Origin of the sequence: Nocardioides sp. NPDC023903 (genome assembly GCF_040639295.1) — a bacterium.
Classification (GTDB): domain Bacteria; phylum Actinomycetota; class Actinomycetes; order Propionibacteriales; family Nocardioidaceae; genus Nocardioides.
The window spans coordinates 1-12,044 of sequence record NZ_JBEZZS010000007.1; the positions used below are offsets into that span (position 1 = coordinate 1).

The 12,044-nt window shown below is 67.7% G+C and carries 15 protein-coding genes and 1 tRNA gene; 7 read left to right on the plus strand and 9 right to left on the minus strand.

The window, feature by feature from the left end; genetic code table 11:
• From AB0F44_RS10055 to AB0F44_RS10065, 3 genes are all read left to right on the plus strand, one after another.
• Positions 1–508, plus strand: a 508-nt coding sequence (locus tag AB0F44_RS10055; protein WP_357354970.1) for a DUF3631 domain-containing protein, incomplete at its 5' end; no start/stop codon positions are given.
• Between the two features lie 307 nt (positions 509–815).
• Positions 816–1,055, plus strand: a complete 240-nt coding sequence (locus AB0F44_RS10060; RefSeq protein ID WP_357354972.1) for a helix-turn-helix domain-containing protein — start codon at positions 816–818, stop codon at positions 1,053–1,055.
• Positions 1,052–2,170 (plus strand): site-specific integrase, encoded by a 1,119-nt coding sequence (locus AB0F44_RS10065; RefSeq protein WP_357354974.1) that lies wholly within the window; start codon positions 1,052–1,054, stop codon positions 2,168–2,170. The genes AB0F44_RS10060 and AB0F44_RS10065 overlap by 4 nt, the downstream gene beginning before the upstream one ends.
• A 69-nt stretch (positions 2,171–2,239) precedes the next feature.
• On the opposite strand, the gene AB0F44_RS10070 is transcribed toward AB0F44_RS10065, so the two are convergent.
• The 7 genes from AB0F44_RS10070 to AB0F44_RS10100 form a co-directional block, all read right to left on the minus strand.
• Positions 2,240–2,315, minus strand: a tRNA-Ala gene (locus AB0F44_RS10070).
• Between the two features lie 54 nt (positions 2,316–2,369).
• Entirely contained in the window at positions 2,370–3,188 is an 819-nt protein-coding gene (locus AB0F44_RS10075) for a hypothetical protein (RefSeq protein WP_357354976.1), read from the minus strand.
• A gap of 100 nt (positions 3,189–3,288) precedes the next feature.
• Entirely contained in the window at positions 3,289–3,888 is a 600-nt protein-coding gene (locus tag AB0F44_RS10080; protein WP_357354978.1) for a GNAT family protein, read from the minus strand.
• Positions 3,885–4,364, minus strand: a complete 480-nt coding sequence (locus tag AB0F44_RS10085; protein ID WP_357354980.1) for a MogA/MoaB family molybdenum cofactor biosynthesis protein — start codon at positions 4,362–4,364, stop codon at positions 3,885–3,887. Before AB0F44_RS10085 ends, AB0F44_RS10080 begins: the two co-directional genes overlap by 4 nt.
• Positions 4,361–4,846: a cyclic pyranopterin monophosphate synthase MoaC gene (gene moaC / locus AB0F44_RS10090; RefSeq protein WP_350663459.1), complete on the minus strand. Its 486-nt coding sequence runs from the start codon at positions 4,844–4,846 to the stop codon at positions 4,361–4,363. The genes AB0F44_RS10085 and moaC overlap by 4 nt, the downstream gene beginning before the upstream one ends.
• Positions 4,846–6,054 (minus strand): gephyrin-like molybdotransferase Glp, encoded by a 1,209-nt coding sequence (gene glp / locus AB0F44_RS10095; RefSeq protein WP_357354982.1) that lies wholly within the window; start codon positions 6,052–6,054, stop codon positions 4,846–4,848. The genes moaC and glp overlap by 1 nt, the downstream gene beginning before the upstream one ends.
• Before the next feature lie 10 nt (positions 6,055–6,064).
• The gene (locus AB0F44_RS10100) at positions 6,065–7,441 is read right to left on the minus strand and encodes a UTP--glucose-1-phosphate uridylyltransferase (protein ID WP_357354984.1); all 1,377 of its coding nucleotides are present in this window, start codon (positions 7,439–7,441) and stop codon (positions 6,065–6,067) included.
• A gap of 77 nt (positions 7,442–7,518) precedes the next feature.
• On the opposite strand from AB0F44_RS10100, the gene AB0F44_RS10105 reads away from it, so the two are divergent.
• The 4 genes from AB0F44_RS10105 (at position 7,519) to AB0F44_RS10120 (ending at position 9,591) form a co-directional block, all read left to right on the plus strand.
• On the plus strand, positions 7,519–8,082 hold the full coding sequence (locus AB0F44_RS10105) for a 5-formyltetrahydrofolate cyclo-ligase (RefSeq protein ID WP_357355331.1): 564 nt from the start codon (positions 7,519–7,521) through the stop codon (positions 8,080–8,082).
• 59 nt (positions 8,083–8,141) lie between these two features.
• Positions 8,142–8,411, plus strand: coding sequence for an FmdB family zinc ribbon protein (locus tag AB0F44_RS10110; RefSeq protein WP_160025529.1), 270 nt, complete (start codon positions 8,142–8,144; stop codon positions 8,409–8,411).
• Positions 8,412–8,513: 102 nt separating this feature from the next.
• Positions 8,514–9,173, plus strand: a complete 660-nt coding sequence (locus AB0F44_RS10115) for an SAF domain-containing protein (RefSeq protein ID WP_357354987.1) — start codon at positions 8,514–8,516, stop codon at positions 9,171–9,173.
• 67 nt (positions 9,174–9,240) lie between these two features.
• Positions 9,241–9,591, plus strand: a complete 351-nt coding sequence (locus AB0F44_RS10120) for an MscL family protein (protein WP_357354989.1) — start codon at positions 9,241–9,243, stop codon at positions 9,589–9,591.
• 23 nt (positions 9,592–9,614) lie between these two features.
• On the opposite strand, the gene AB0F44_RS10125 is transcribed toward AB0F44_RS10120, so the two are convergent.
• Together AB0F44_RS10125 and AB0F44_RS10130 are read right to left on the minus strand one after the other, a co-directional pair.
• The gene (locus AB0F44_RS10125) at positions 9,615–9,818 is read right to left on the minus strand and encodes a hypothetical protein (RefSeq protein WP_357354991.1); all 204 of its coding nucleotides are present in this window, start codon (positions 9,816–9,818) and stop codon (positions 9,615–9,617) included.
• Positions 9,818–11,533: an LCP family protein gene (locus AB0F44_RS10130; RefSeq protein WP_357354993.1), complete on the minus strand. Its 1,716-nt coding sequence runs from the start codon at positions 11,531–11,533 to the stop codon at positions 9,818–9,820. The genes AB0F44_RS10125 and AB0F44_RS10130 overlap by 1 nt, the downstream gene beginning before the upstream one ends.
• Between the last annotated feature and the right edge of the window lie 511 nt (positions 11,534–12,044).

The window sequence follows — 12,044 nt, forward strand, 5'->3', positions numbered from 1 at the left end:
TCACCTCGGCACCGCCATGCCTGAGATGCCGGTCGAGGACCGCGCCGCCGACACCTGGGAGCCCCTGATCGCCCTGGCCGACCTCGCCGGAGGTGCCTGGCCCGACATCGCCCGAGACGCGTGCATCACGTTGACCGAGACCCGCGACGCCAACGCCCAGACCACCCTGCAGACCCGCCTTCTGACCGACTGCAAGGCCGCGTTCGGCGACGCCGAGGCACTGCCGACCACGGTCCTCCTCGAACGGCTCCACGCGGACCCTGAGGCCCCCTGGGCGACCTACCAGAACGGCGGTCTGACCGCGATGAAGCTCGGATTCCTGCTGCGTGACTTCGACATCCGCTCCGACACCATCCGGTTCGCGGGCACTCAGGCCAAGGGCTACCGCCGCACCACGTTCGCCGACGCCTGGGCTCGCTACTGCACCACCCCAACCTGCGTCGTGTGCCACCTGCCGATGACCCACGACGACGGCACCCAAACCCACCCGACCTGTGACCCGGAGTAGGCCCACCGATGAGCACCGCAACGACGGGTATGGGGGCACAAGCCGTACCAGCCGTACCAGCCGTACCAAGACCCTGTTTGCCCAGGTCAGACCCCGATTTCAGGTGGTACGGCTTGAAAAATCGGCCCGTACCAAAGCCGTACCAAAATCCCCAAGCCGTACCAGCCGTACCAAAGCCGTACCACCCCAAAACAGCATCTGACCAGCCCAAACACCTGATTGGTACGGCTGGTACGGCTGGTACGGCTCACCCCCTCCCGATCTACTCCACTCACTCTCAGCAGAAGCGCGATACGGAGGCCTACCGATGAGCAAGACAACCCGCCGTGATCACCTGGCTGTCGCAGGTTCGACCGACGATCCCAACGACGTTCTGCCGATCCTCTGGACGTCGCGCGAGGTCGCCGAAGCGCTCAAGGTGACACCGTCGACGCTCTGCCGTTGGCGGGCAACAGGCAAGGGACCTCGCGTCTACTGGCTCTCTCCCGACTCGCCCCGCTATCGCCGTAGCGACGTGCTCGCCTGGCTTGAGGAGGTGGCCGCGTGAACGTCCGGAAGATGAAGAACGGTCGCTGGCAAGCGCGACTGAAGCAAGGCCGGGCCGACATTGGCACAAAGATGTTCGACACCCGCCGCGAGGCTGTCGACTGGCTCACCCGCGAGCGTGCCGCACTCGCGGGTGGGTTCGACCGCCGCGCCGGACAGATCACCGTCCGTAAGGCCCTGCCTATGTGGCTCGATGAGCGCAAGGCGACCGTCGCCCCGAAGACGTTCACCGCAGATGCAGCGCTCCCGCGCCTGACACCGCCCGCACTGTCAGCGCTGCAGATCGGCAGCGTGACCGAGCGCGAGGTCTCCCGGGCGTTGATCGCGCTCCGTCGCCGAGGCCTCGCCGAGAAGTCGGTCAAGCGCTACCGGGCGTCGCTGTCGTCCTTCTTCGCCTGGGCAGTCCGCGAACGCATGGTCCAGCACAACCCCGTCACACCGACCCGAGTACCCAAGGCAAGTGAGGTAGCCACCGAAATGCACCCGTTCAGCGAAACCGAACTAGAGACCCTCGTTCTCGATGCTGCCCACCTCGCATCGAGGGATTCGGTCAGCCCAATTCGAGCAGCAGAGCGGACACGCGACCTCGCCCGGCTCTCCGACATTCTGCTGATCGCCGGATGGACCGGGCTCCGCTGGTCGGAGCTGCGCGAGGTCCGAGTGAGCGACATCGTGTTCGACCCCATGCCGGGCATCTACGTTCGACGCGCAGCACCCGAGGGAGGCGAAGCAAAGACGACCAAGTCCGGGAAGTCCCGATTCGTGCCGCTGGCGGACCGTATCCTCCCGACCGTCAAAGACCTGCTCGCCGGACGCACCACCCGCGACCTGGTGTTCGTCACCGCCACTGGTCACCGATTGCACGCGAGTGCGGTCAAGCGGGCCGTCGACTGGGATCTGATCTCGCACGGACGCAGAATTCACGATCTCCGCCACACGGCTGCCTGCCTGTGGCTGGCAAAGGGCGTACCCGCGACCACGGTTCAGGCCTGGATGGGGCACGCCTCAATCGCGACCACAAACATCTACCTGCACCACCTCGGGACCGTCGCAGATGAGGCCGGATTGGCTCGCCTGAACGGCTCGGGGGGAATCCGGGGGGAATCCGCCGAATAACGGCAGCGCAAACAAGCAAGAACCCCGTCTGAACTTCTGCGTTTCCGCAGGTCAGACGGAGTTCTTCTTTGGTGGAGCTGAGGGGATTCGAACCCCTGGCCTTCTCATTGCGAACGAGACGCGCTACCAACTGCGCCACAGCCCCAAGCGATGAGAAACGTTAGCATCTCGTCGCGGGTGTTACCCAATCAGTATGGCTTCAGGAGCCCGTGGCGCGGCCGCGGGCAGCCTCGGCGGCCTCGGCCGCGGCACGCTCGGCCTCCTCGGCCTGGCGGACGAGCTCGGAGTCGGCGGCGTTGCGACCCGAGCTCCACACGCCGGTGGCGTCCAGGTCGATGGTGCGGACGGTGCGTCGCGGCGCCGCCTCCTTGGAGACGTACGTCGGCAGCGGTGTCTCCACCGGCTTCCAGGAACCGGCGGGGAGGTGCTCGCCGGTGTCGTCGTGCTCGACGACGGCCACCAGGTCGCCGGTGTCCTGGTCGATGTCGAAGGTGACCCGGGGCGGGGCGACCGGCTCGGGCTCGGGGAGGTCCTCGGGGAACGGGATCCGTGCCCAGACCTCCCGCTGGTGACGCACGCTGAGCCGGCAGGTGACCAGCCAGGCGGCGACCAGTACGCCCGGGATCGCGATCCACACCGGCCCGAAGACACCGAAGCCGGCGAGCGCGCCGACCACGGCCAGACCGAGGACGAGCACACCGAGCACGATGCTGCGGCGCTTGGCCGCGGCGCGGGCCGCGCGGCGGCGTACGGCCATCGGGACGGGTCGCGGAGCAGGCTCCGCGGTCGCCTCGACCTCGACCTCAGACTTCTTCGGCGACTTCTCGGTCACCAGGTCGGTGGAGTCCTTGCCCGTGGCTTCTCGCCGTGCGAGGATCCGGCGGGACTTGGAGATGGCGGCGCTGGCCCGGCTCTTCGTTCCGTCCTCGGCCGTCGCCGTCTGCTCGAGCGCTTTGGGCACCAAGTACACCGCCCACGCCACGGCGAGGGCGACGAAGATGAGTGCGCTCGGGTCCACGTTAAGAAGCGTAGGAGCCATTACCAGCCCGTAGGCGGACGTGCAGTGGTGTGTCGCGTGTGACTTGTGTGATTTCAGCAGGACACGCCGAGTCAATGCCTCATTCAGGTGACAAACCGAGCCTGGCCAGCATTCCTTGGTGACATTCTTCAACCGTTATCGCGAAGATACGGTGATCTCTCCAGGCCCCGTCGATATGCAGAAATCGGGGCGCATATCCGATCTCGTTGATGCCCAGTTTCTCCACGACGCGGAGCGAGTTGGAGTTCTCGGGCCGGATGCAGATCTCGATCCGATGCAGCCGCGCGGCGGTGAAACAGTGGTCGATGACCAGCGCCACGGACAGCGGCATCACGCCGCGGCCGGCGAAGCGCTGGTCGATCCAGTAGCCGATCGAGGCGAACTGCGCAGAGCCGCGCACGATGTTGTTGACCGTGACCTGACCAGCGAAAACGCCGTCGACCTCGATCGCGAACGGATAGGTCAGGCCACGCTTGGCCTGACGCCTGAGACGACGTACGAGGCTGGCGAAAGTCGTGGGCCGCGCGCTCGATCCCGGGGGCACGGTCGCGTCCCACTGGTGCAGCCAGGCCGCCGAGCGGCGGCGAGCCTCGGTCCATGCCTTGGCGTCGAGACGGTCGAGGGGGCGTAGGGTCACCGCGCCGTGGGAGAGGACGGCGGGCCAGCCGGGATCGGTCACCGGTGGTCGCTTCCCACGGACTGTTCGACGGCGTGGGGCAGCACCGGACGCAGCACGTCGATCGCGTCCTTCACGCCACCCCGGGACCCGGGAAGGTTCACCACCACACACGCTCCGATCTGACCGGCCAGACCGCGGGACAGTAGCGCCGTCGGGATCCCTTTCGCCACTCCGGCCGCCCTGATGCCCTCGGCGATCCCGGGGATCTCGCGCTCGAGCAGCGGGCGGGTGACCTCAGGGGTGCGATCGGTGGGGGTCAGCCCCGTGCCGCCGGTGGTGAGGACGACCCGCGCACCCTCCTCGGCCGCGCGGGCGATCGCCTCGCCGACCGGGTCTCCGTCGCGTACGACCTCGGGAGGGCCGACCACGAAACCGAGCTCTTGCAGAAATGCCACCAGGAGGGGTCCGGTGGTGTCCTCATAGACACCGGCCGAGGCGCGGTTGGAGGCGACAACGACGGTCGCTTTGAGGCTCATCGCTGGCTCTGCCCGATTTCCCAGGTACCCGACTTTCCGCCGGTCTTTTTCTCGACCCGGATATCGGTGATGACCGCCCGCTTGTCGACGGCCTTGATCATGTCCACCACGGTGAGGCCGGCGACCGCGACCGCGGTCAGTGCCTCCATCTCGACACCGGTGCGGTCGGTGGTCTTCACCGTCGCGGTGATCTCGACGGCGTCGTCGGCGACGCTCAGCTCGACCTTGACACCCGAGACCGCCAGCGGGTGGCACAGCGGGATCAGGTCGGGGGTCTTCTTGGCGCCCATGATCCCGGCGATGCGGGCGACCGCGAGCGCGTCGCCCTTGGGTACGCCCTCGCCGCGGAGCAGCTCGATGACCTCCGGTGCGACCAGCACGCGCCCGGACGCGGTCGCCGTACGAGCCGTGACCGCCTTCTCGGACACATCGACCATTCGAGCCGCGCCGGTCTCGTCGACATGGGTGAGTCGGTCAGCCATCAGAACTCCACGTCCAGCTCGATCACGTCCACCTCGGCGTTCTTGTCCAGTGAGGTCGTCTCCGGCGGGATGACGATCAGGCAGTTGGCGCCGGCGAGGTCCCCGATCAGGTGGGACCCCGGGCCACCGATGGGCGAGACGCCGGCGCGGGAGCCGTCGTACCAACCGCGAAGGTACTGCTCCTTGCCCTTCGGGGACCGCACCGGATGGGTCAGGGCGGCGCGGCGTACGGGCCTGGCCTCGGGGGTCATGCCCATCAGCCGGCGCAGCGCCGGGAGCACGAAGAGCTCGAAGGAGACGAACGAGGAGACCGGGTTGCCAGGGAGGCACAGGACCGGCACGCGCTCCTCGCCGATCCGGCCGAATCCCTGGGGCTTGCCCGGCTGCATGTTCACGGGGCCGAACCAGACACCCTCCGGCGTCAGGGCCTCCTTGACCACGTCGTAGTCGCCCATCGAGACGCCGCCGGAGGTGACCACCAGGTCGGCACGGACGAGCTGGTCGGAGAGCGCGGTCATGAACGCCCGCGGCTCGTCGGGCACGATACCGACGCGGTACGCGATCGCGCCGGCCCGGCGGGCAGCGGCGGCCAGCAGGAAGGAGTTGCCGTCGTAGATCGAGTCGTGACCCAGGGTCTCTCCGGGCTCGCGCAGCTCGGTGCCGGTCGAGAGCACGACCACCCGGGGCCGAGGGCGCACCGCGACCTGGGCGCGGCCGACAGAGGCGATCAGGCCCAGATGGCGCGGGCCGAGCACCGTGCCAGCGGGGATGAGCAGGTCGCCCTTGGCGACGTCCTCGCCCGCGTAGCGGACGTGCTGAGCCTCCTCCGGCATCTGCCGGATCTCGACCTCGGCGACGCCGCGGTCGGTCCACTCGTACGGCACGACCGTGTCGGCACCCGCCGGCAGCGGAGCGCCCGTCATGATCTTCGCCGCCGCGCCCGGCGGGAGCGCCAGCAGCGAGGCCTGCCCGGCACCGATCTCACCGAGCACCGGCAACCGCACCGGAGCCTCGGCCGAAGCGGTCGCGACATTGGCGTAGCGGACCGCGTAGCCGTCCATCGAGGAGTTGTCGAAGCTCGGCAGGGCGACCTCGGCATGGATGTCCTCCGCCACCGCCAGCCCGAGGCAGTCCATCAGGGGCTGCGGGTAGGCCGGCATCGGCTCGAGGTCAGCCAGGATTCGGTCGCGGTACTCGGCGGGGGTCACCCCGCCAACACTAGTCGGAGAGAACTGTCGCGGGCGCGACGCGTTCGGCGTTGGCGCCGTCGAGCGAGACGGCGCCGATGACCTGGACGCCCTTACCGAAGGTCCAGTCGCCGGTGACGGTGAGCGAGGACGCCTTGCGCAGCGACGGAGCGCCTTCGGGGAAGCGCTCGTCGAAGTTCGCGACGTACTTGTAGTAGTCCCCGTCGAGGTCGATGAACGGCACCTCGTCGGCGATCTGGTCGAGCACGAAGTTTTCGCCGATGTCGTAGACGTCGGAGCGGAGGACGAGGAGATCGTTGGTCGTCTTGACCGGCACGAAGCGGTCGCGGCCGACCTCGATCAGCTGCGAGCCCTCGAAGACCTCGATCGCGGCGCCCATGGCGGTCTCGATCTGGACGACCTTCGGGGTCTTCGGGTCGGCCGGGTCGACGGTCTTCTCGTTGCGGATCAGCGGCAGGCCGAGGATGCCGTCGCGCTCGGAGAGGACCTTCTTGAGCGCCTTGAGGTCGAACCAGATGTTGTTGGTCGAGCAGTACTTGTGGCGGTTGAGGTCCTGCAGCGCGACCTTGTCCTCGTCGAGCGTCTGCGCCGTCTCACGCAGGATGAGGCGGCCATCGGACTTGCGGCGTGCGAAGTGACCGCCCTTGCGGTCGCTCGGGGTGCGGCGTACGGCCTCGATGGCGAAGGGAGCGCCCGACTTGGCGAACCAGCCGGCGACCTTCTCGTCGGGGACGGCGCCGAGGTTGTCGGAGTTGGAGACGAAGACGCGCTCGTAGCCCTGCTCGATGAGCTGGTCGAGGAGCCCGGTGTCGAGCAGGGCGGTGTAGATGTCGCCGTGGCCCGGCGGGCACCACTCGAGCTCGGGGTCCTTGGGCCACTCGACCGGGGTCAGATTGTCGACGAGCAGGCGCGGCTCGCGGTTCTGCAGGAACTCCAGCGGCAGACCCTCGACCGGCAGGTCCTGGTAGCGCTCGAGCGCGGCCAGGCTGTCCTCGGAGGTGCGGAAGGAGTTCATCAGCAGCAGCGGGAGACGTACGTCGTACTTCTCGCGCATGTGCAGGATCTGGCGGGCGATCACGTCCAGGAAGCTGAGGCCCTTGCGCACGCACAGCAGCGACTTCGCGCGGTCCATGCCCATCGAGGTGCCGAGGCCGCCGTTGAGCTTGATCACCGCGGTGGTCGAGATGGCGGCGTGCGCCTCCTCATCGGTGACCGCGACGTCGCTGATCGACGGGATGTCGACCGGCTCAATGGTCTCCTCCGGGATCATCCCGGTCTCACCGTGCTCGAGCTGGCGGTAGTAATGTGCGAATGTCTGCACCGCGACGTCATCTACGCCGGCATCGCGCATCTTCGCCATTGCCTTGGCCAAACCTGGGCTACCCATAGAGGAAAGCCTAGGCTGTCGTTGTGTCGGGTTCACACACCCCTCCGGGTTCTGATAGTCCAGCCCCCGCTGACTTCGTGGGGCGCAAGACTGCCTTACGCGACCAGTTGCTGACTACCCGGGGGCGCATCGGGCTCCCCCGGTTGGGTTCGCTCGCGCGTGCCCTGTCGCAGGTGGTCACTGATATTGAAGACGTACGAAGCGCCGCAACGGTTGCGCTCTACGTCTCGATCGGCACCGAACCGGGCACCGGACCTCTTATCGACGAGCTGGACGCAGCCGGGAAACGCATCCTGCTGCCCTGCCTCCTGCCGGACAACGACCTGGACTGGGCCGTCTACGACGGAGATCTGGTCCGGGCGCCGCGCGGGCTGCTGGAGCCTGGCGGGGAGCGGTTGGGAACCTCCGCGATCGCCGGCGCCGACGTCGTGCTCGTCCCCGGCCTGGCCGTCGACTCGCGGGGCCATCGGATGGGACGGGGCGGGGGCTCCTACGACCGCGTGCTGGCTCGGGTGCCGGTCGGAACCTTTACCTGCGCGCTTCTCTATCCGTGGGAGATCGGCGTCCCGGTGCCCGTGGAGGCGCACGATCGGACGGTCGGAGCGGCCGCGAGCGCGGAGGGAATGCAGCGCTTCTCCTAGGCGTTCGCTAATATTGGCAGTCGCGCCCGTCGAGTGCCAGATTCTGTTCTAGGAGAAACGTGCCCACCTATCAGTACGCCTGCACCGAGTGCGGCCACGCCTTCGACCAGTTCCAGAGCTTCAGCGACGCCTCGCTGACCGAGTGCCCCGAGTGCGGCGGCAAGCTGCGCAAGGTCTTCAGCGCGGCCGGCGTCGTCTTCAAGGGCTCCGGCTTCTACCGGACCGACTCCCGCTCCGGGTCCTCCTCGTCGACGTCCTCCACGTCCTCGACGACGTCGTCCTCGAGCACCTCCTCCCCGGCGCCGGCCGCCTCGAGCTCCTCGGACTGAGACCCACCCGCTGCGGCGGGTTATCCACAGGGTCATCCACAACGTGACCTGGGTTGTGGATAGCGAGATGCGGGAATCGCGCGGGCGACTTAGCGTGCCCGCATGTTCACTCGAATCACGTCCTTCTCCCGCCGCGTACGCCGCGGTGTCCTCGCCCATCGACGCCTGCTGGCGTTCCTGCTGACCGCATCGGCGGTCGCGATCGGGCTCTCGGCCACCCGGCCGGACCCACCCGACACCTCGACGATGGCCGTCGCCTCCCGAGATCTGCCGGTCGGCACGGTCCTCACCGCCGCCGACCTCACCGACGTCTCGACCGACCCCGCCAACGTGCCCGTCGACCTGGCCGAAGCGCCACTCGGTGAGCGCCTCGCAGCGCCCCTGCGGCGCGGAGAGCCCGTCACCGACGTACGTCTCGTGGGTCCCGCGCTGACCGAGGGTCACCCCGACCTGGTGGCCGTCCCCGTCCGGCTCCCCGACGCCGAGATGGCCGGGCTGCTCCACGTGGGCGACACCGTCGACCTCTACGCCACCGACCCCGCCACCGCCGAGACCGCCCTCGTCACCACCGACACGCTGATCCTCAGCCTCCCTCAGGCCGCGGAGCCGAGCCGCAATGATTCCATGGCACAGGGAAAGACCGAGGGGTTTGGCGTCACGAACACTTCGGCGGGACGTCTGGTCATCGTCGGAGTCGCCGAGAACAGCGTCGAGGACGTCACATCGGCAGGGGTGGGTGGCTACCTCACCTTTGCGTACTGACGGCCAACGCGCGCCATATCCGGGGTCTCCTTCACCTCACACAATGAGCAACAGGAGAAAGCAAGACATGGACGGTTTCAAGAAGTTCCTGCTCCAGGGCGACCTGATCAAACTCGCGGTCGCCTTCATCATGGGTGGCGCGTTCGCCACGGTCGTCACAGCCACCGTCGCGGTGATCATGGACCTGATCGGCAAGCTCGGCGGCACGCCTGACTTCTCCAACTGGAAGCCCTATGGCATCCACTTCGGCGACTGGTTCACCGCAGTGATCGCCTTCGTCATCATGGCTGCGGTCGTCTACTTCATGATCGTGAAGCCCTACACCGCCGCCAAGGAGCGCTACTTCCCGGACCCCGACCCGGGCGAGACCGAGATCGACATCCTCAAGCAGATCCGCGACAGCATCGCCGTTCGCTGACGCATTCGCGCCCAGGTGCCGTCTCACCCACCGTGGTGAGGCGGCACCTGCGATTTCAGCCATCGATCCGACGCCGACTCCTCCGACTCCGCCGAAGACTCCCGCTCGTCGCTGGTCGTCTCGGGAAGTACGTCACCGAAGATCCGCGCCAGCCTCTGCTTGCGCTTCCACTCCGGCTCCTCCGGTTCGTCCGGCGCTTCCGGTTCGGGTGAGGTGTCCTCAGCCATCAACAGAGTCCCGCACGCTCTCGCTCAGCCTTCGCCTGTTCGGCGATCTCGGCGAGCTCCTCCTCGGTCGCGCCGCTGCTGGCATTGCCCGACGCGTCGCCGGAGGAGTCGCCCGAGGACGCATTGTCGGAGGGCTCCGAACCAGCGGTCTCGCCGTCGGTGCCTTCACCGGAGTCTTCGGGCTTCTTCTTGTCCTTGTCGCCCGCGGCCTGCCCGGCATCAAGCGAGCCCGCCGCGATCTTCTTGGTCAGCGGCTTGTCGTTGGCGATGGCCCGCCAGACGTTCTTGGCCTTCTCCTTATCGAGGACAACCCGGTTCTCGTCCTGCGGGTCGGTGACGACTGGGACGGTGAGGAACTTGATGTTCTCCATCCCGATGCTCTGGAATCCAGCGCCGATCTTGGCCATCGTGTCGAGGTTGTCCTTGAGGCCTTCATCCATCGTCAGGCCCTTGGTCGCCGCGTTCAGGAAGCCGAGCACCTTCGTAGGGCTCGACAAGGTGTCACCGGAGAGCAGCTTCGCCGCCATCGAGCCGATGAACGCCTGCTGGCGCTTCGCCCGCAACAAGTCGCTTCCGTCGCCAAAGACGTGACGCATACGAACGTACTGAAGCGCTTCCTTGCCGTTCAGCGTCTGAGGGCCGGCCTTGAACTTCGCGCCTGTGTAGCTGTCCTCCACGGCCTCGGGCAGGCACACGTCGACACCATCGATGGCATCGACCATCCCCTTGAAGCTTCCGAAGTCCACTACGACGACATGGTTGATGGTGATGTCGCACTTGTCACCGCACATCTCGGAAGCCACTGACTCCACCTGTTCAACGGTGCAAGTCGGACCCCCGGCGGCGTACGCAGCGTTCCACTGAACATAGTCAGCCGGAGCGGTCTTCCCATCCTCCGTCTTGCACGAAGGTCGGTTGACCATCGTGTCGCGTGGGATGGAGACGCCGTAAGCGAACTTACGGTTCGCCGAAAGATGCAACAGGATGGTGGTGTCCGAGCCGCCACCGCTCTCGCCGTCCAGGCCACATCCTTCGCAGTCGCGGCTGTCCGAACCCATCACGAGGATGTTGATCGGTTCCTTCGGGCCGACGTCGGCAGCCTTCTCGCCGAGACTGACGGTGCTGATGTTCGACCGCAGGCTGCGGTAGGTGTAGACCGTGAACAGCCCGACGATCAGCGCCAGCACGAGCAAGGTCGAGCTGAGCACCTGCCACACACTGATCCGCGACTTGTCGCGGTCCTCCCGTTCGTCGTCCGGGTAGGGGGCGTACGGCTCCTGGTAGCCATCCTGGGGCGGATAGTCGTCGTAGGACTCGTCGTCGTAACCCGCTGCGTACGCAGCGCTCCTGCGGCCCGGGGCGGGATAGGCCTCGTGGCGGGCCTCGTGCAGCTCATCACGTGAGGCCGTACGCCCTCGGGGCCGATCGGCCGGGTCAGGCCGGGGCGCGACAGCGGTCGCGCCGGGGTCGTTCCAGTCGAACTCGCGCGCGGCCGGCGGGGCCAGCTGCTGGTCGGGGACCTGGGGTGCGGGAGGAGCCGGGTGAGGATCTTGGCGATACCACTCCGGCGCAGGCGCGACTGCGGTCTCCTCAGCGGAGGGAGCGGGGGCGGGCGGCGGAGGTATTCGGCGCTCGGGGCGCGGGGTCTCACGCAGCGGAGGGGCCACGGCCGTCGCGTCGGGGTCCCACTCCTGAGGGGCAGGAGGGGGAGGCATCGGCGACGACCCAGGGGCCCCCCGGCCCATCGCCTGCAAGCGCTCGGCGCGGGTCGGCTCCCGCCGCACCGGTTCTGCGTGCAGCGGCTCGACGGCGGGACGCTCGGGCTGAGCCGGCTCCTGGCGGGCAGGACGGGCAGCCCGACGGCCACCGCCCGATGAACCAGGCCCAGGAGGCGGCGGCGAGACGAAGTCGGACTGCGGACGCGCAGCTCGCCGGCCACCGCCGGGCTCCGCCGACGGCTGGTCGGTCGGTACGTCCGCGACTCGAGCACCACGGCCGGCATGAGTCCCCCCAGACTCAGAGCTCTCAGGCTCGTCGGCGCCGTACATCCACTCGAATCCGGACACGCCGGAGCCTGAATCCGCACCCCCACGTCGGGGAGGCATGGAGGCGTCAGGCATAGATCACCGTCACTCGTCGCTTGTCTTTAGGGGGATTCGGGTTGAGTCGACGGTGACTCAACCTACGCGAGGGCCCCAAGTTTGGCCCCTGAGCACACCGAACCCC